Here is a 19,897-nt window from a genome sequence, read left to right as displayed (position 1 = left end):
TAACCCCTGAGGCAACTCATAAGGATTTGTTTTGAACTCGGAACTTATTTGGGTTTTATCGTTATTAGCGATTGCGGTGGTGCTATTTGCCACTGGAAAAATACGCATGGATGCGATTGCTTTACTTGTCATTATTGCTTTTGTTCTTAGCAAAACACTTACTCTTAGCGAAGCTTTTTCTGGCTTTAGCGATCCCAACGTTATTCTGATTGCTGCGCTTTTTATTATAGGCGATGGCCTTGTGCGCACTGGTGTTGCCTCAAAAATGGGCTCCTGGCTGGTGGATGTCGCTGGCAGCAGTGAAACCAAAATGTTGGTTATGCTGATGCTAACGGTCGCGGGGCTGGGCGCTTTTATGAGCTCGACTGGCGTGGTCGCAATATTTATCCCGGTGGTTCTCAGCGTTTCCATGCGCATGAAAACGTCTCCTTCACGCTTAATGATGCCCCTGAGTTTTGCTGGATTGATTAGCGGCATGATGACGTTAGTCGCTACACCGCCAAACCTGGTGGTGAACAGTGAATTGTTGCGCGAAGGATTACAGGGTTTCCACTTCTTTAGCGTTACGCCGATTGGCCTGGTGATTTTACTGCTGGGTATTGGCTACATGCTTATCGCGCGCTTTGCATTAAAAGGGCAGGACAAAGACGACGGGAAACATGATTGGCGACGCCGTACTTTTCGCGATTTGATTAAAGACTATCGGCTCACTGGCCGTGCGCGTCGTCTCGCCATTCGCCCTGGTTCACCGATGGTGGGCCATCGTCTTGATGATTTAAAATTGCGTGAGCGCTATGGCGCAAACGTCATCGGCCTTGAACGATGGCGTAAATTCCGACGGGTTATCGTTAACGTTACCGGCGTCACTGAGTTCCGTGCGCACGATGTTTTGCTGATTGATATGTCCGCATCCGAAGTCGATCTGCGTGAGTTTTGTAGCGAGCAGAGGCTCGAGCCAATGATACTGCGCGGCGAATATTTCTCAGACCAGGCGCTTGATGTTGGCATGGCTGAAGTTTCTCTCATTCCAGATTCAGAGCTGCTTGGGCAAACAATACGCGAAATAGGTTTCCGTACTCGTTATGGTCTGAATATCGTAGGGCTACGCCGTAATGGTGAAGCAATGGAAGGGCTGCTGGTCGATGAATCGTTGCAGCTCGGCGATATTTTGCTGGTGGTCGGTGACTGGAAACTGATTAGCCAGTTGCAGATGAAAGGCCGCGATTTTCTGGTGCTAAATTTGCCAGTGGAAGAGGGCGAAGCATCCCCGGCGCATAGCCAGGCACCGCACGCAATATTTTGCCTGGCGTTGATGGTTGCACTAATGCTGACCGACGAAATTCCTAATACCATTGCCGCAATCATTGCCTGTTTGCTGATGGGGAAATTTCGCTGCATTGATATGGAAAGCGCATATAAAGCAGTGCATTGGCCAAGCATTATTTTGATTGTTGGCATGATGCCATTCGCACTTGCGCTGCAAAAAACTGGTGGTGTGGATTTAATCGTTAATGGCTTAATGCATATGGGGGGCGGTTACGGCCCGCATTTTATGCTGATTTGCCTGTTTGTGATGTGCGCTGCGATTGGTTTGTTTATCTCAAATACCGCGACAGCCGTTTTAATGGCACCTATCGCGCTGGCTGCAGCAAAATCAATGGGTGTTTCGCCTTACCCGTTCGCTATGATTGTGGCATTGGCCGCATCAGCAGCATTTATGACGCCAGTATCGTCCCCTGTAAACACGCTGGTTCTGGGGCCGGGGAATTATAAATTCAGTGATTTTGTGAAAATGGGTGTGCCGTTTACCGTGATTGTAATGGTGGTGAGCGTGGTGATGGTGCCGATGTTATTTCCGTTTTAATCGTTTTTCACCCTCCCTAAAAAGGGAGGGAGCCCAGTATCAAAAAACTACACTTAAAGCGGAGAATCCTGGCTAATCTCGTCTAGTGAGAGCTGGAAGCTTGGCACAAAAACATTCATGAAATAGTCCATTTCTTCGCTGTGGCGGTCCGCCAGTGTTTTCTCTAGCCGGCTTTTTGCCAGCAAAAACTCATTGTTTCCAGCGGAGAGTTCTTCCAGACATTTCAGATAGGCGCACAATGCATCAGCCTGTTTAACAATGGCTCTTTCTTCATCGCTGCTTTGATGTTCATCGATAAGTGGCGCCCAGATATCGCGTAACTCTTCCGGCACCATATCGATGAGCTTTTGCTGAGCGATTTTCTCAATGGCTTTATATTCGTGGGCTATTTGCGAATTGAAATACTTCACCGGGGTAGGCAAATCACCCGTCAACACTTCGCTGGCATCGTGATACATCGCCAGTAATGCAACGTGTTCGGCATTAATTTGTCCATTAAATTTACGGTTCTTAATCACCGCTAATGCATGAGCCACCATAGCGACTTGCAGACTATGCTCCGAAACATTCTCGGTACGCACATTACGCATCAGCGGCCAGCGATTAATTAGTTTGAGACGTGAAAGGTGGGCAAAAAAATGGCTCTGGCTCATAGGTTCACTCGGTGCGTAAGCAAAGAAAACCATTGTGCGGCGAGTCGGGGGAAGATGCAAACATCTCCCCCGCGAGGGTTACTGGTGGTAATGTCCGAGGAAACGGCCAAATTTATTGATGGCCATCTCCAGCTCATCAACACGAGGCAGGGTTACAATACGTACGTGATCAGGCCACGGCCAGTTAAATGCAGTTCCTTGAACCAGCAGAACTTTTTCTTGCAGTAAGAAATCCAGCACCATTTTTTGGTCGTCGTGGATATTAAAGCGTTTGGCGTCAATTTTTGGGAACATATACAGCGCCCCCTGTGGTTTCACACATGACACACCAGGAATATCGTTAATGAGTTCCCATGCGCGATTGCGTTGCTCGTACAGACGTCCACCAGGAGCAATGAACTCACTGATGCTTTGATAGCCACCCAACGCTGTCTGAATTGCATGCTGGGCAGGAACGTTGGCACACAAACGCATCGACGCCAGCATCTCCAGCCCTTCAATATAACCTTTTGCATGCTTTTTCGGCCCGTTCAACACCATCCAGCCCTGGCGGAAGCCAGCAACACGGTAAGTTTTGGATAAGCCATTAAAAGTAACAGTCAGCAAATCAGGTGCTAGTGCCGCGATTGAATGGTGTTGTGCAGCGTCATAAAGAATCTTGTCGTAGATTTCATCAGCAAAAATAATCAAATTATGCTGGCGGGCGATTTCTACTACTTCTAATAGCAGCTCTTTAGAGTAAACCGCACCTGTTGGATTGTTCGGGTTAATAATCACGATACCGCGAGTACGCGGCGTGATTTTAGCGCGAATATCATCAAGGTCCGGGAACCAGCCTGCTGACTCATCACATAAATAGTGAACAGCTTTACCGCTGGAAAGCGAAACCGCGGCAGTCCATAAAGGATAATCTGGAGCCGGAACCAACATCTCGTCACCGCTGTTCAGCAACGCTTGCATTGATTGGACGATAAGCTCAGAAACACCGTTGCCAATGTAGATGTCTTCAACCGTCACATCCCGCATTTCACGTGCCTGATAGTGCTGCATGATGGCTTTGCGTGCGGTGTAGAGCCCTTTCGAGTCGCAGTAACCCTGAGCAGTTGGAAGATTACGAATCACATCGACAAGAATCTCATCCGGGGCATCAAAACCAAATGGCGCAGGGTTGCCAATATTCAGCTTGAGGACTTTATTCCCTTCTTCTTCAAGACGTTTCGCCTCTTTGAGTACTGGGCCACGGATGTCATAACAGACGTTATCAAGTTTGCTGGATTTTTCGATAGGGGACATGAACCTGACCTTAAATGTTAGCGCCACTTCCTGCCGTGGAAGCAACCAGGCAACAATGTACTCCTGCTACGCCCAGATTTGAAGGTTGTCGAGGGGCCTATCTCTAATTTATCTTTCAATTGTTGATAAGGTGGTAAAAGCGAATGAATAGTCTTATTTCAGAGCTATATGTTGATAATTGTTTTTATGTCAATAAAAAATGCATGTAAATTTGATTTTTGTAATTTAATTAACTGTTGCGATATGGTGGCTGTAGTAGGTGCTGCTGATCTAATTGCGAATTAAATTGAGTAATAGTTAAGGGAAATTGAATATTCATGCGTGAAATTAAAAGGAGTGCATTAGTGTGAGTTAATAATATGTATATAAAAGTAACTCTGCATGTGATTAATATAAACATCGAAAAGAGTTAACTTTCTTCTCATTTACCTGATATGACATCAGCGGTTTTTGTGAATAACCTGTTGAAGAATGAATTAAAAAAAGAGAATGAGATCAGATAATTCGCAAGAAAAGTTATGAGCTGATGAGATTTGCGGTAAGATATCCTACTGAAAATGGTAGATGTTTTTTGATAAATATTACGCAACTCTATGTTTTGTTGTGGGTTGATGTATGGTCGTTTGGTTGTGTTAATTGCCCACACAACAGAGTGGCTGAAAGAAGGTTTTCATCGCAGATACGCTCGTTGTTGAGATAAGTTGAATAAATAAAACTCAGTGTTGAAGTGAATTTACAATAATTACTTAGTTTTAATTTAAGTGACTAGTACGATAAGACGAATGTTTGTATGTTGTTTACATCAGTATAATATCCCCCGGAATACGTGATTAACATTATTGGATCACACCGGCGAGGTGCATTAAAAATAAAAAGTCAGAACGACTGTCAGGATGACGGTGCAATCCTTCGGGAGACGTTCTGTAAAAGGGAATTGCTTTATCTTTTTGATAAATCACAGCAATAAAACTAAGGCAGACTCGTAAGAGCAACCTACTAGTGAAAAAATTATGATTAACGCAAATCGTCCGATACTTAATCTCGACCTCGATCTGCTAAGGACTTTTGTTGCCGTAGCAGATTTGAACACTTTTGCGGCAGCAGCAGTTGCGGTTTGCCGTACTCAATCGGCTGTTAGCCAGCAGATGCAGCGTCTTGAACAGTTAGTTGGGAAAGAGCTTTTTGCCCGTCATGGCCGTAATAAGCTTCTGACAGAGCATGGTATTCAGCTTTTGGGTTATGCGCGAAAAATTCTGCGTTTTAATGATGAAGCCTGTACCTCACTAATGTTTAGTAATTTGCAGGGTGTACTCACTATCGGTGCATCTGATGAAACCGCGGATACCATCCTGCCATTTCTGCTTAATAGGATAAGTTCGGTCTATCCAAAGCTTGCATTGGATGTGCGTGTCAAACGTAACCCGTTCATGATTGAAATGCTAAATCAGCAGGAAGTTGATTTAGTTGTCACGACGGCTAAACCCGCGCATTTTGAATCCATTGCTTTGCGTACTTCGCCGACTTTATGGTACTGCGCTGCAGATTATGTCTTCCAGAAAGGTGAAACCGTACCTTTAGTGATGCTCGATGATCCAAGCCCTTATCGGGATATGATGCTTGAGCATTTAAATGCAGCGCGTATTCCGTGGCGCATTGCGTATGTTGCTTCGACGCTTTCAGCGGTGCGTGCTGCAGTGAAAGCGGGCTTGGGTGTTACTGCTCGTCCAGTTGAAATGATGAGTCCTGAGCTGCGCGTGTTGGGTAGCGCTGACGGATTACCGGTTATGCCGGATACCGAATATCTACTGTGCCGTAATCTGCAAACCACGAACGATTTGGCCCAGGCTATCTTTAGTGCGCTCGAATCCAACCCAAATCCGTACCGTTACGTAGCTTCATCTGATGAAGGTGATGATACGGTGCTAATGGAACGGGATTTTGACTAAAGATTAGGCTTTGTTAGTAACAAAATATGAAATTCGAAAACAGGTCATTGAGGTCATTTTTCATCTCAATGGCTTGTTTTTTAATCACTGCAAGATATGTTTATTGCTAGTTTGTAAAAACATGTTTTAAAACAACCAGCTTTGCACTTCCCTTTCTTCCTGCCATCTACGTAATTCCTACGACTCAATTACCATCGAATTGTTAAAAAATACGCTGCAATGTTGTCTGTTTTTGAGATGGATTAACAAAAGCGTGTCTCAGATCAAGAAAATACTCCCTATAGGGGGGATGAATAGTTGAGATTTCCTGCCAAAATAGAACAGTAATTATTTTTTTCCTCCTTAACGGACACGATTCACCTTCATTAAAAACGAGTTAGTAACGCCACGTTACCAGCTTTTAGCGCATTTAATGTTAATGAAGTTGGACTCATGTAAATTAATGTGTGGATACTTTTGTTAAAGTTGACAAAAGGTTATAGAAAGGAGTAAAAAACCCCATCAATTTGCTGGTAAAGTTTTGATTCCGGCAGTTATTGTAAGGTTTATTGTTCCTCCCCATGAATCGATGTGGTGTTCATCTGCCAGCAAGAGCAGTGACTTTGGCGCCACTTTTGATGAGTAAGCAATGAGTATGTCAACATCCACTGAAGTTATCGCTCACCATTGGGCGTTCGCAGTCTTTCTTATTGTTGCCATAGGCCTGTGTTGCGTAATGCTACTCGGGGCCTGGTTCCTTGGCGGGAGAGCTAAGGGTCGGCACAAAAACACTCCCTTCGAGTCAGGTATCGACTCAGTTGGTACAGCGCGCTTACGTCTTTCCGCCAAGTTTTACCTGGTAGCCATGTTCTTCGTTATTTTCGATGTGGAAGCCTTGTATCTCTATGCGTGGTCAGTCTCTATCCGTGAAAGCGGATGGGTAGGCTTCGTCGAGGCCGCAATTTTCATTTTAGTGCTACTGGCAGGCCTGGTGTATCTGGTGCGCATTGGCGCGCTTGATTGGACTCCTGCGCGTTCGCGCCGCGCCCAAATCAACCCGGAAACCGACAGTCTCACTAACCGTCATACGCAGTAACAGCGAGGCATTAAGATGGACTATACGCTCACCCGCATAGACCCCAACGGTGAGAACGACCGTTACCCCCTGCAAAAACAGGAGATCGTAACCGATCCTCTTGATCAAGAAATCAACCGTAGTGTGTACATGGGCAAGCTCGAACATGCCATGCACGATATGGTGAATTGGGGGCGTAAAAACTCAATTTGGCCTTATAACTTTGGCCTTTCTTGCTGCTACGTTGAGATGGTGACCTCGTTTACCGCCGTACATGACGTGGCACGTTTTGGTGCCGAAGTACTGCGTGCTTCTCCGCGCCAGGCCGACTTAATGGTTATTGCAGGAACCTGCTTTACCAAAATGGCTCCCGTCATCCAGCGCCTTTATGACCAAATGCTTGAGCCAAAATGGGTTATCTCGATGGGTGCCTGCGCCAACTCCGGTGGCATGTACGACATCTACTCCGTGGTGCAAGGCGTGGATAAATTCCTGCCGGTAGATGTTTATATACCTGGTTGCCCACCGCGCCCTGAAGCTTACATGCAGGCATTGATGCTGCTGCAAGAATCTATTGGTAAAGAACGTCGTCCACTGTCTTGGGTGGTTGGCGATCAGGGTGTATATCGCGCCAACATGCAATCAGAGCGTGAGCGTAAACGTGGCGAGCGTATTGCTGTCACCAATTTGCGGACGCCAGACGAGATTTAATTTGCGCCTGTGGGCAGTGTGAGTTTACTTCGCATATTAATAATACTAGCGCGAAGCCACTGCTGACAGTCACCACAGTACCATTTGCAATGGTGAGAATTATGACCGATTTAACCGCGCAAGATGCCAACCAGGAAGCCTGGAAAACCCGTGACCATCTAGATGACCCGGTGATTGGTGAACTGCGTAACCGTTTTGGGCCGGATGCCTTTACTGTTCAGCCAACCCGTACCGGTGTCCCGGTCGTCTGGGTTAAGCGCGAACAACTACTGGAAGTTGTCGATTTCCTGAAAAGACTACCCAAACCATACGTCATGTTGTTTGACCTGCATGGTATGGATGAGCGTCTTCGTACTCACCGCGACGGTTTACCGGCCGCGGATTTTTCCGTTTTCTACCACCTGATTTCCATCGATCGCAACCGCGATATCATGCTCAAGGTGGCGCTGTCTGAAAACGATCTGAATGTGCCAACGGTTACCAAGATTTTCCCGAACGCTAACTGGTATGAGCGTGAAACCTGGGAAATGTTTGGCATCACCTTCAATGGTCACCCGCACCTGACGCGCATCATGATGCCATCAACGTGGGAAGGCCATCCGCTGCGTAAAGATTACCCGGCGCGTGCCACCGAGTTCGATCCGTTTGAATTGACCAAACAGAAAGAAGACCTCGAGATGGAAGCGTTGACCTTCAAGCCTGAAGAGTGGGGCATGAAGCGCAGCGGCGAGCATGAAGATTTCATGTTCCTGAACTTAGGTCCAAACCACCCATCCGCGCACGGAGCATTCCGTATTGTCTTGCAACTCGATGGTGAAGAAATTGTCGATTGCGTACCGGACATCGGTTACCACCACCGTGGTGCTGAAAAAATGGGTGAGCGTCAGTCCTGGCACAGCTACATTCCGTACACCGATCGTATCGAATATCTCGGCGGTTGCGTAAACGAAATGCCATATGTGTTAGCGGTTGAAAAACTGGCGGGTATCAAGGTTCCAGAACGTGTTGACGTTATCCGCGTCATGCTGTCTGAACTGTTCCGTATTAACAGCCATTTGCTTTACATCTCCACGTTTATTCAAGATGTGGGCGCAATGACTCCGGTGTTCTTCGCCTTTACAGACCGTCAGAAAATCTACGATCTGGTGGAAGCGATTACTGGTTTCCGTATGCACCCAGCCTGGTTCCGTATCGGTGGTGTTGCGCATGACTTGCCAAATGGTTGGGAACGTCTGCTTAAAGAGTTCCTCGATTGGATGCCAAAACGTCTGGATTCCTACGAGAAAGCGGCTCTGCGCAACACAATCCTGAAAGGTCGTTCTCAGGGCGTTGCTGCTTATGGTAAGAAAGAAGCGCTGGAGTGGGGTACCACCGGTGCTGGCTTGCGTGCAACCGGTGTCGACTTCGATATCCGTAAGGCACGTCCATATTCTGGCTATGAAAACTTCGACTTCGAAATTCCGGTCGGTGGCGGCATCAGTGACTGCTACACCCGCGTAATGTTGAAAGTTGAAGAATTGCGCCAGAGCTTGCGCATTCTTGAGCAGTGCCTGAAAAATATGCCTGCTGGCCCGTTCAAAGCCGATCATCCGCTGACAACGCCGCCGCCGAAAGAGCGCACGCTGCAACATATCGAAACCCTGATCACTCACTTCCTGCAAGTGTCGTGGGGTCCGGTCATGCCGGCCAACGAATCTTTCCAGATGATTGAGGCGACGAAAGGGATTAACAGTTACTACCTGACCAGCGACGGCAGCACCATGAGCTACCGTACCCGCATCCGTACCCCGAGCTTTGCGCATTTGCAGCAAATCCCGTCGGCGATTCGCGGCAGCCTGGTTTCTGACCTGATTGTCTATCTGGGTAGTATCGATTTTGTAATGTCTGATGTGGATCGCTAACTATGCACGATAAACAACAACCCCAGGCTGAAGCTTTTGAGCTGAGTACGGCTGAGCGTGAAGCGATTGAGCATGAATTACACCATTACGAAGATGCTCGCGCAGTGTCTATTGAAGCGCTGAAAATCGTTCAGAAAGAGCGTGGCTGGGTGCCGGACGGTGCCATTTCCGCCATTGCTGATGTTCTTGGCATTCCAGCAAGTGACGTAGAAGGTGTTGCTACTTTCTATAGCCAGATTTTCCGCCAGCCAGTAGGCCGCCATGTTATCCGCTATTGCGATAGCGTGGTTTGCCACATTACGGGCTATCAGGGCATTCAGTCAGCTATCGAAGCAAAACTGGACATCAAACCAGGCCAGACCACGTTTGATGGTCGCTTTACCCTGTTGCCAACTTGCTGTCTGGGCAACTGCGACAAAGGGCCGACCATGATGATTGATGAGGATACTCACAGTTATCTGACGCCGGAAGCGATCCCTGATTTGCTGGAGCAGTACAAATGAAAACCATTATTCGTACTGCCGAAACCCATCCGCTGACATGGCGGTTGCGTGATGACAAACAACCGGTTTGGCTGGATGAATATCGCAGCAAAAACGGCTACGAAGGTGCGCGTCTGGCTCTCACTGGCCTCGCACCAGATGAAGTCGTTAGCCGAGTTAAAGACGCTGGCCTGAAAGGGCGTGGCGGTGCAGGTTTCTCCACGGGGTTGAAGTGGAGTTTGATGCCAAAAGACGAATCCATGAACATCCGTTACCTGCTGTGTAACGCCGATGAAATGGAGCCAGGCACTTATAAAGACCGCTTGCTGATGGAGCAATTGCCTCATTTGCTGGTTGAAGGCATGTTGATTTCTGCTTTCGCGCTGAAAGCGTATCGCGGCTATATCTTCCTGCGTGGCGAATACATCGAAGCAGCAGTGCATCTGCGCCGTGCGATTGCTGAAGCGACCGAAGCTGGTTTGCTTGGCAAAAACATTCTGGGTTCTGGTTTTGATTTTGAACTGATCGTGCATACCGGCGCTGGGCGTTATATCTGCGGTGAAGAAACTGCATTGATTAACTCCCTGGAAGGTCGCCGTGCGAACCCACGTTCTAAACCACCATTCCCTGCATCAAGCGGCGTATGGGGCAAACCAACTTGCGTAAACAACGTCGAAACGCTGTGTAACGTACCGGCGATTCTGGCGGATGGCGTGGAGTGGTACCAGGGCATTTCTACCAGTAAAGATGCTGGTACTAAGCTGATGGGCTTCTCTGGACGCGTTAAAAACCCTGGCGTTTGGGAATTGCCGTTCGGTACTACTGCACGTGAAATCCTTGAAGATTACGCTGGTGGTATGCGAGATGGACTGAAATTCAAAGCCTGGCAGCCGGGTGGGGCAGGGACCGATTTCCTGACTGAATCACACCTTGATCTGCCAATGGAATTCGAAAGCATTGGTAAAGCAGGTAGCCGTCTGGGCACAGCGCTGGCAATGGCGGTTGACCACGAAATTGGTATGGTTCCGCTAGTCCGCAACCTGGAAGAGTTCTTTTCTCGCGAGTCTTGCGGCTGGTGTACACCGTGCCGTGACGGTCTGCCGTGGAGTGTGAAAATTCTGCGCGCGCTGGAGCGTGGCGAAGGGCAACCTGGGGATATCGAGACACTTGAGCAACTGTGTCGTTTCCTTGGGCCGGGTAAAACCTTCTGTGCGCATGCGCCAGGTGCGGTTGAGCCATTGCAGAGTGCGATTAAATATTTCCGCGAAGAATTTGAAGCAGGAATTGCCAAACAAGATTTCGGTAACACTCGTGCCATTAGTGGCATTCAGCCGAACTTGCTAAAAGCGCGCTGGTGATATCTGCACCGTTAATAAAGGTGCAGGTAAGAACATTTTATAATTAACTGGAAGCATGCTGACTATGGCTACGATTCATGTAGACGGCAAAGAATATGAGGTAAACGGGTCAGACAACCTGCTACAAGCATGTCTGTCTCTCGGCCTCGATATTCCTTATTTTTGCTGGCACCCGGCGCTTGGTAGCGTCGGTGCTTGCCGCCAGTGCGCGGTGAAGCAATATCAGAACGCAGAAGATCTTCGTGGTCGTCTGGTGATGTCATGTATGACACCTGCCGCTGACGGAACGTTCATCTCTATTGATGACAGCGAAGCAAAAGAGTTCCGCGAAAGCGTAGTGGAATGGTTGATGACCAACCACCCACATGACTGCCCGGTCTGTGAAGAAGGCGGCAACTGCCACCTGCAAGATATGACGGTTATGACCGGCCATAGCTTCCGTCGCTATCGCTTCACCAAACGTACTCACCGTAATCAGGACCTCGGTCCGTTCATCTCTCACGAAATGAACCGCTGTATCGCCTGTTACCGTTGTGTGCGTTACTACAAAGATTATGCCGACGGTACGGATTTGGGCGTCTATGGCGCTCATGACAACGTCTACTTCGGTCGTACTGAAGATGGCACACTGGAGAGCGAATTCTCCGGTAACCTGGTAGAAATCTGTCCGACCGGTGTTTTCACTGACAAAACTCACTCCGAGCGTTACAACCGTAAGTGGGACATGCAGTTCGCACCAAGCATTTGCCAGCAGTGCAGCATCGGCTGTAACACAAGCCCTGGTGAGCGCTATGGTGAATTGCGTCGCATTGAAAACCGCTACAACGGCACCGTAAACCACTACTTCCTGTGCGACCGTGGCCGCTTTGGTTATGGCTACGTGAACCTGAAAGATAGGCCACGCCAGCCGATTCAACGTCGCGGAGACGATCTGATAACCCTGAACGCTGAACAAGCGATGCAGGGTGCGGCAGATATTCTGCGTCAGTCGAAGAAAGTGATCGGTATCGGTTCCCCACGTGCTAGCGTTGAAAGCAACTTCGCGTTGCGTGAGCTCGTTGGTGCGGACAACTTCTACACCGGCATTGCAACGGGTGAACAAGCGCGTCTGCAACTGATGCTGAAAGTGCTGCAAGAAAGTGGCATTCATACCCCGGCACTGCGTGAAATCGAAACTTACGATGCGGTGTTGGTGCTCGGCGAAGACATTACACAAACCGGTGCGCGCGTTGCACTGGCTGTGCGTCAGGCGGTGAAAGGTAAATCACGTGAAATGGCAGCAGCCCAAAAAGTGGCTGACTGGCAGATTGCGGCGATCCTGAACATTGGTCAGCATGCTAAACATCCGCTGTTTGTCACCAATATCGACAGCACTCGTTTGGACGACATCGCCGCATGGACTTACTGTGCGCCAGTTGAAGATCAGGCGCGTCTGGGCTTTGCGATTGCAAACGCGCTGGACAGCAACTCCCCAGCTGTTGAACTCAATCGCGACCTGAAGAATAAAGTCGATGTGATTGTGCAAGCGCTGGCGGGTGCGAAGAAGCCATTGATCATTTCCGGTACTAACGCCGGTAGCGAAGCGGTCATTCAGGCAGCAGCAAACGTTGCTAAAGCGCTGAAAGGTCGTGGTGCTGATGTCGGTATTACCATGGTTGCCCGCGCGGTTAACAGCGTCGGTCTTGGTCTGATTGGCGGTGGCACGCTGGAAGATGCGTTGAGTGAACTAGAAAGCGGTGCTGCCGATGCAGTAGTCGTGCTGGAAAACGATCTGCATCGCCATGCTTCTGCGGCCCGCGTTGATGCAGCATTAAGCAAAGCTCCGCTGGTCATGGTTATCGACCATCAGCGCACGGCGATTATGGATAAAGCCCATCTGGTGCTTTCCACTGCAAGTTTTGCCGAGAGTGACGGCACGGTGATTAACAACGAAGGCCGTGCGCAGCGTTTCTTCCAGGTTTATGACCCTGCTTACTACGACAACTCGATTGTGATGCTGGAAAGCTGGCGTTGGCTGCATTCCCTGCACAGCACAGTTGAAAGCCGTGAAGTGGACTGGACGCAGCTCGACCATGTTATCGATGCCTGTGTACAAGCGCTGCCACAATTGGCCGGAATTAAAGATGCGGCACCTGATGCCAGCTTCCGTATTCGTGGTCAGAAACTGTCGCGTTCACCAATCCGTTCCAGTGGTCGTACTGCAATGCGCGCTAACATCAGCGTGCATGAACCGCGTCAACCTCAGGATAAAGACACTATGTTTGCCTTCTCTATGGAAGGGAACAATAGTCCGTCGGCAAATCGTCAGCAAATTCCATTCGCATGGGCACCAGGCTGGAACTCACCACAGGCGTGGAACAAATTCCAGGCCGAAGTGGGTGGCAAACTGCGTCACGGCGATCCGGGTGTGCGTCTGATTGAAGCGTCGGAAACAGGCATTGATTACTTTGACTCTGTGCCGGAGACGTTCCAGGCAGAAGAAGGGAAATGGCGTATTGCGCCTTACTACCATCTGTTTGGCAGCGACGAAATGTCACAGCGTTCGCCAATCTTCCAGAGCCGTATGGCAGAGCCGTACATCAAGTTGAACCCTACAGATGCTGCAAAACTGGGCGTTAACGCGGGTAGCCTGATTTCGTTCAGCTATGAAGGCCAGACGTTGAGTCTACCGCTGCAACTTTCTGAAGGGCTGGTAGCAGGGCAGGTTGGTTTACCGATGGGGATGCCTGGCATTGCTCCGGTACTGGCGGGTGCTCGTCTTGAAAATCTCCAGGAGGCTGGCCAATGAGTTGGTTAACACCGGATGTTATCGACATTCTGCTGAGCATTCTCAAAGCGGTCGTAATCCTGCTGGTTGTGGTGACATGTGGCGCGTTCATGAGTTTTGGTGAGCGTCGTTTACTGGGGCTATTCCAGAACCGTTATGGACCGAACCGTGTTGGCTGGGGCGGTTCGCTCCAGTTAGTCGCCGACATGATCAAGATGTTCTTTAAAGAAGACTGGACTCCGCGTTTTGCAGACCGTGTCATCTTTACCCTGGCACCGATGATTGCCTTCACTTCGCTACTGCTGGCCTTTGCGATTGTGCCAGTCAGCCCAAGCTGGGTGGTTGCTGACCTGAACATTGGTATTTTGTTCTTCCTGATGCTGGCAGGCCTCACGGTTTACGCTGTGTTGTTCGCTGGCTGGTCAAGTAACAACAAATACTCGCTGTTGGGTGCGATGCGTGCTTCTGCGCAAACACTTAGCTACGAAGTGTTCCTCGGTTTATCCCTTATGGGCGTAGTGGCACAGGCGGGATCGTTCAATATGGGCGATATCGTTGATAACCAAGCAAATCTGTGGAACGTGATTCCACAATTCTTTGGTTTTATTACCTTTGCCATTGCCGGTGTTGCGGTTTGTCACCGTCACCCGTTTGACCAACCAGAAGCAGAGCAAGAGCTGGCTGATGGCTATCACATCGAATACTCAGGCATGAAGTTTGGCCTGTTCTTCGTCGGTGAATACATCGGTATCGTGACAGTGTCAGCCCTGATTGTGACCCTGTTCTTTGGTGGCTGGCATGGCCCGTGGTTACCTCCGTTCATCTGGTTCGCGCTGAAAACCGCGTTCTTCATGATGATGTTCATTTTGATCCGTGCTGCATTGCCTCGTCCGCGTTATGACCAGGTGATGTCGTTTGGCTGGAAAATATGCCTGCCGTTGACACTGGTCAATTTGTTGGTGACCGCCGCGGTCATTCTCTATCAGGCACCATAAGGGGTGAAAAAACCATGACATTGAAAGAGTTAGCGGTTGGTTTCGGCACCCAGGTACGCAGTATCTGGATGATCGGTCTGCACGCGTTTGCCAAACGCGAAACGCAGATGTATCCGGAAGAACCTGTTTATTTACCGCCGCGCTACCGTGGCCGCATCGTGTTAACCCGCGATCCGGACGGAGAAGAGCGCTGCGTAGCCTGTAACCTGTGTGCGGTAGCCTGCCCGGTAGCCTGTATCTCTTTGCAAAAAGCAGAAACGAAAGATGGCCGCTGGTATCCAGAGTTCTTCCGCATCAACTTCTCGCGCTGTATTTTCTGTGGCCTGTGCGAAGAAGCGTGCCCAACCACGGCAATTCAGCTCACACCAGATTTCGAACTGGGTGAGTTTAAGCGCCAGGATTTGGTGTACGAAAAAGAGGACCTGCTGATCTCCGGTCCGGGCAAATACCCGGAATATAACTTCTACCGGATGGCAGGTATGGCAATCGACGGCAAAGATAAGGGCGAAGCGGAAAACGAAGCCAAGCCTATCGACGTCAAAGGCCTATTACCTTAAAGGAGCAAGGCAATGGAATTCGCTTTTTATATTTGCGCAATCATCGCGGTTGGGACCACCCTGCGGGTGATCACGCATACCAACCCGGTGCATGCCTTGCTGTATTTGATCATCTCACTGTTGGCTATCTCTGGGGTGTTCTTTGCCCTGGGTGCTTATTTTGCCGCAGCGCTTGAGATTATCGTCTACGCCGGCGCCATCATGGTGTTGTTCGTCTTTGTGGTAATGATGCTCAACCTTGGTGGTGCAGTCGTTGAGCAAGAGCGTCAATGGCTGAAACCGCAGTTGTGGATTGGCCCTGGCATTTTGTCAGCCATCCTGCTTGCTGTGCTGGTGTACGCGATTCAGGGTCTGAATGACCAAGGTATCGACGGTACTTCCGTGAGTGCAAAACAGGTGGGTATCGCGCTGTTTGGACCATACGTTCTGGCAGTGGAATTAGCTTCAATGTTGCTGCTTGCGGGCCTGGTTGTTGCATTCCACCTCGGTCGTGAAGACCGTCAGGGTGAAGTGCTGAGCAACCGTCAGGCTGACGCAGTAGCGAAAAGAAAATCGGAGGAGCACGTATGATTCCGCTGCAACATGGACTTATCCTCGCTGCCATTTTGTTCGTGCTGGGGCTGACGGGGTTGGTTATTCGCCGCAACCTGCTTTTCATGCTGATTAGCCTGGAAGTGATGATTAACGCTGCGGCCCTCGCGTTTGTGGTCGCTGGCAGTTATTGGGGCCAGCCTGACGGCCAGGTGATGTATATACTCGCGATTAGCTTAGCTGCCGCCGAAGCCAGTATTGGCCTCGCACTGTTACTGCAGCTCCATCGTCGTCGCCAGAGCCTGAATATCGATTCAGTAAGTGAGATGCGTGGATGAACCTTCTCTGGTTAACCATTCTGTTGCCTTTTATTGGCTTTTTATTGTTGGCGTTTTCTCGTGGTCGTTGGTCAGAGAATCTTTCTGCAACGGTTGGTGTTGGCTCGATTGGCCTTGCTGCGTTGGTTACCGCGATTGTCGGGGTTGATTTCTTCAATAACGGAAGAGAGGCCTTTACCCAACCGCTGTGGACGTGGATGTCGGTTGGCGATTTCAACATCGGCTTCAATCTGATCCTCGACGGTTTGTCTCTGACCATGTTGTCTGTGGTCACAGGCGTAGGTTTCCTCATCCACATGTATGCTTCATGGTATATGCGTGGGGAAGAGGGCTATTCCCGCTTCTTCGCATACACCAACCTGTTTATTGCAAGCATGGTCGTACTGGTACTTGGCGATAACTTGCTGCTGATGTATCTCGGTTGGGAAGGCGTGGGTCTGTGCTCGTATTTGCTGATTGGTTTCTACTACACCGATCCGAAGAACGGTGCAGCTGCGATGAAAGCGTTTGTCGTGACCCGTGTTGGCGATGTGTTCCTCGCTTTCGCACTGTTCATTCTCTACAACGAACTGGGTACGCTTAACTTCCGCGAAATGGTTGAACTGGCACCACAGCACTTTGCTGCGGGTAACCAGATGCTGATGTGGGCAACCCTGATGCTGTTAGGCGGTGCGGTTGGTAAATCTGCACAGTTGCCATTGCAAACCTGGCTTGCGGACGCAATGGCTGGCCCAACGCCAGTTTCAGCGCTGATTCACGCGGCCACCATGGTAACCGCTGGTGTCTACTTGATTGCGCGTACCCATGGTTTGTTCCTACTGACGCCTGAAGTGCTGCATTTAGTGGGCATCGTAGGTGCGGTGACATTGGTCATGGCGGGCTTTGCAGCCCTTGTTCAAACCGATATCAAGCGTGTGCTGGCATACTCGACCATGAGTCAGATTGGCTACATGTTCCTGGCGCTGGGCGTACAAGCGTGGGATGCGGCGATTTTCCACCTGATGACACACGCCTTCTTTAAAGCGTTGCTGTTCCTGTCATCGGGTTCGGTGATTCTTGCCTGCCACCACGAGCAAAACATCTTCAAAATGGGTGGTCTGCGTAAGTCCATTCCGCTGGTGTATATCTGCTTCCTGGTTGGTGGTGCTGCGTTGTCTGCGTTGCCACTCATTACCGCAGGCTTCTTCAGTAAAGATGAGATTCTCGCCGGTGCGATGGCGAACGGTCATATGAATTTGATGGTTGCAGGTTTGGTCGGTGCGTTTATGACTTCACTGTATACCTTCCGTATGATTTTCATCGTCTTCCACGGTAAAGAGCAGATCCATGCTCATGCACTTAAAGGCATTACTCACAACCTGCCGCTGATTGTGCTGCTGGTGCTGTCCACTTTCGTGGGCGCAATGATTGTTCCACCACTGGCAGGCGTTCTGCCTGCAACGGCAGAACTTGCACATGGTAGCGTGCTGACTCTTGAGATTACCTCGGGCGTTGTTGCTATTGCAGGCATCCTGATTGCAGCATGGCTGTGGCTGGGTAAACGTACTCTGGTGACTGCCATTGCGAACAGCGCACCGGGCCGTTTCTTCGGTACCTGGTGGTTCCATGCCTGGGGCTTCGATTGGCTGTACGATAAAATCTTTGTTAAGCCATTCTTGGGTATCGCCTGGTTGATTAAGCGCGATCCGTTGAATTCACTGATGAACATTCCAGCAGTTCTTTCACGCCTTGCAGGTCGTGGCTTGGTGATGAGTGAGAACGGTTATTTACGTTGGTATGTGGCGTCAATGAGCATCGGTGCGGTTGTCATTCTGGCTCTGCTGCTGGTCTTGCGCTAATTCAACATTCCCTCCTCTCGCAAAGGGGAGGGAAAGTGAGTGATGTTTTGGTTTATTTTGACTTAGGGACACAAATGCCATGCTATTACCCTGGCTGATACTCATCCCCTTTATTGGCGGCTTCTTCTGCTGGCAAACCGAACGCTTCGGCGTAAAAGTGCCGCGTTGGATTGCGCTGGTAACGATGGGACTGACACTAGCGCTCTCGCTGCAACTGTGGTTGCAGGGTGGCTACACTCTGACGCAAGCCGCTGGTTTGCCGCAGTGGCAGTCTGAATTTGTTTTGCCGTGGATCCCTCGTTTTGGGATTGAAATCCACCTCGCTCTGGATGGCCTGTCGCTGCTGATGGTCGTATTGACCGGTCTGCTCGGTGTGCTAGCGGTTCTTTGTTCCTGGAATGAAATTGAAAAATATCAGGGCTTCTTCCACCTCAACCTGATGTGGATCCTCGGTGGCGTTATCGGCGTGTTCCTTGCCATCGACATGTTCCTGTTCTTCTTCTTCTGGGAAATGATGCTGGTACCGATGTACTTCCTTATTGCACTCTGGGGCCATAAAGCCTCCGACGGGAAGACGCGTATTACCGCAGCAACCAAGTTCTTCATCTATACCCAGGCAAGCGGCCTGGTGATGCTGATTGCGATTCTTGGCCTGGTGTTCGTGCACTACAACGCAACCGGCGTCTGGACGTTCAACTACGAACTGTTGCTGAAAACCCCGATGTCCCACAACGTTCAGTGGTTGTTGATGTTGGGCTTCTTCATTGCGTTTGCCGTGAAAATGCCAGTGGTTCCATTACACGGTTGGTTGCCAGATGCGCACTCACAGGCACCAACAGCAGGTTCCGTTGACCTCGCAGGTATCTTGCTGAAAACGGCCGCTTACGGCATGCTGCGCTTTGCGCTGCCACTGTTCCCAGAAGCTTCTGCTGAGTTTGCACCAATCGCCATGTGGCTGGGTGTTATCGGCATCTTCTACGGCGCGTGGATGGCGTTCGCACAAACTGATATCAAACGTCTGATTGCTTACACCTCAGTGTCCCACATGGGCTTCGTGCTGATTGCCATTTATACCGGCAGCCAACTGGCTTATCAGGGCGCGGTGATTCAGATGATTGCTCACGGCCTTTCTGCGGCAGGTATGTTCATCATCTGTGGTCAGATTTATGAGCGCTTGCACACACGTGATATGCGTCTGATGGGTGGTCTGTGGAACAAAATTAAATGGCTGCCGGGTCTGTCGTTATTCTTTGCGGTGGCAACTCTGGGTATGCCAGGTACCGGTAACTTCGTTGGCGAATTCATGATTCTGTTTGGCAGCTACCATGTCGTGCCAATGATCACCATTATTTCTACCTTCGGCCTGGTCTTTGCCTCTGTTTATTCTCTGGCGATGATTCATCGTGCTTACTTCGGTAAAGCAAAAAGCGAAATCAGTGATAAACAACTGGCTGGCATGTCGCTGCGCGAGTTCTTTATCATCCTGTTGCTGGTGGTGTTGTTAGTCCTGTTGGGCTTCTACCCGCAGCCAATTCTGGATACTTCGCATGCCGCGATGAGCAATATTCAGCAGTGGTTTACCAGTTCAATTCCAACTACAAGGCCGTAA

General features: G+C 49.7%; 16 protein-coding genes. 14 read left to right on the top strand and 2 right to left on the bottom strand.

Annotation, left to right across the window (positions count from 1 at the left end; all coding sequences use genetic code 11):
* The first annotated feature begins 31 nt into the window (after nt 1–31).
* Nucleotides 32–1,864 carry an SLC13 family permease gene (locus FH968_RS17265; RefSeq protein WP_139881819.1) on the top strand — a complete coding sequence of 611 codons (1,833 nt, stop codon included), beginning with the start codon at nt 32–34 and terminating at the stop codon, nt 1,862–1,864.
* Nucleotides 1,865–1,917: 53 nt separating this feature from the next.
* On the opposite strand, the gene yfbR is transcribed toward FH968_RS17265, so the two are convergent.
* Nucleotides 1,918–2,517, bottom strand: a complete 600-nt coding sequence (gene yfbR, locus FH968_RS17260) for a 5'-deoxynucleotidase (protein ID WP_120066229.1) — start codon at nt 2,515–2,517, stop codon at nt 1,918–1,920.
* 78 nt (nt 2,518–2,595) lie between these two features.
* The gene (gene alaA / locus FH968_RS17255) at nt 2,596–3,810 is read right to left on the bottom strand and encodes an alanine transaminase AlaA (protein ID WP_134185157.1); all 1,215 of its coding nucleotides are present in this window, start codon (nt 3,808–3,810) and stop codon (nt 2,596–2,598) included.
* 1,010 nt (nt 3,811–4,820) lie between these two features.
* On the opposite strand from alaA, the gene lrhA reads away from it, so the two are divergent.
* From lrhA to nuoM, 13 genes are all read left to right on the top strand, one after another.
* On the top strand, nt 4,821–5,756 hold the full coding sequence (lrhA, locus tag FH968_RS17250) for a transcriptional regulator LrhA (RefSeq protein ID WP_139881817.1): 936 nt from the start codon (nt 4,821–4,823) through the stop codon (nt 5,754–5,756).
* A 628-nt stretch (nt 5,757–6,384) separates the two neighbouring features.
* Complete coding sequence (gene nuoA, locus FH968_RS17245; RefSeq protein ID WP_139881815.1) at nt 6,385–6,831, top strand: NADH-quinone oxidoreductase subunit NuoA; 447 nt, start codon at nt 6,385–6,387, stop codon at nt 6,829–6,831.
* A 15-nt stretch (nt 6,832–6,846) separates the two neighbouring features.
* Complete coding sequence (nuoB, locus tag FH968_RS17240) at nt 6,847–7,521, top strand: NADH-quinone oxidoreductase subunit NuoB (RefSeq protein WP_124022690.1); 675 nt, start codon at nt 6,847–6,849, stop codon at nt 7,519–7,521.
* Between the two features lie 89 nt (nt 7,522–7,610).
* Nucleotides 7,611–9,422, top strand: coding sequence for an NADH-quinone oxidoreductase subunit C/D (gene nuoC, locus FH968_RS17235; RefSeq protein WP_139881813.1), 1,812 nt, complete (start codon nt 7,611–7,613; stop codon nt 9,420–9,422).
* 2 nt (nt 9,423–9,424) lie between these two features.
* Entirely contained in the window at nt 9,425–9,925 is a 501-nt protein-coding gene (nuoE, locus tag FH968_RS17230) for an NADH-quinone oxidoreductase subunit NuoE (protein ID WP_139881811.1), read from the top strand.
* Entirely contained in the window at nt 9,922–11,262 is a 1,341-nt protein-coding gene (gene nuoF, locus FH968_RS17225) for an NADH-quinone oxidoreductase subunit NuoF (protein ID WP_139881809.1), read from the top strand. The genes nuoE and nuoF overlap by 4 nt, the downstream gene beginning before the upstream one ends.
* A 64-nt stretch (nt 11,263–11,326) precedes the next feature.
* Nucleotides 11,327–14,050 (top strand): NADH-quinone oxidoreductase subunit NuoG, encoded by a 2,724-nt coding sequence (gene nuoG / locus FH968_RS17220; protein ID WP_139881807.1) that lies wholly within the window; start codon nt 11,327–11,329, stop codon nt 14,048–14,050.
* Nucleotides 14,047–15,024 carry an NADH-quinone oxidoreductase subunit NuoH gene (gene nuoH / locus FH968_RS17215; RefSeq protein ID WP_139881804.1) on the top strand — a complete coding sequence of 326 codons (978 nt, stop codon included), beginning with the start codon at nt 14,047–14,049 and terminating at the stop codon, nt 15,022–15,024. Before nuoG ends, nuoH begins: the two co-directional genes overlap by 4 nt.
* A 14-nt stretch (nt 15,025–15,038) precedes the next feature.
* On the top strand, nt 15,039–15,581 hold the full coding sequence (gene nuoI / locus FH968_RS17210; protein WP_139881802.1) for an NADH-quinone oxidoreductase subunit NuoI: 543 nt from the start codon (nt 15,039–15,041) through the stop codon (nt 15,579–15,581).
* 12 nt (nt 15,582–15,593) lie between these two features.
* The gene (gene nuoJ, locus FH968_RS17205; protein WP_139881798.1) at nt 15,594–16,151 is read left to right on the top strand and encodes an NADH-quinone oxidoreductase subunit J; all 558 of its coding nucleotides are present in this window, start codon (nt 15,594–15,596) and stop codon (nt 16,149–16,151) included.
* Complete coding sequence (gene nuoK / locus FH968_RS17200) at nt 16,148–16,450, top strand: NADH-quinone oxidoreductase subunit NuoK (RefSeq protein ID WP_139881795.1); 303 nt, start codon at nt 16,148–16,150, stop codon at nt 16,448–16,450. The genes nuoJ and nuoK overlap by 4 nt, the downstream gene beginning before the upstream one ends.
* Nucleotides 16,447–18,288, top strand: coding sequence for an NADH-quinone oxidoreductase subunit L (nuoL, locus tag FH968_RS17195; protein WP_139881793.1), 1,842 nt, complete (start codon nt 16,447–16,449; stop codon nt 18,286–18,288). Before nuoK ends, nuoL begins: the two co-directional genes overlap by 4 nt.
* Before the next feature lie 79 nt (nt 18,289–18,367).
* Nucleotides 18,368–19,897 (top strand): NADH-quinone oxidoreductase subunit M, encoded by a 1,530-nt coding sequence (nuoM, locus tag FH968_RS17190; RefSeq protein WP_139881790.1) that lies wholly within the window; start codon nt 18,368–18,370, stop codon nt 19,895–19,897.

It is taken from the genome of Buttiauxella sp. B2, assembly GCF_006376615.1.
In the GTDB taxonomy this organism is placed as follows: Bacteria; Pseudomonadota; Gammaproteobacteria; order Enterobacterales; family Enterobacteriaceae; genus Buttiauxella.
This window is presented reverse-complemented; position numbering and strand designations above follow the sequence as displayed.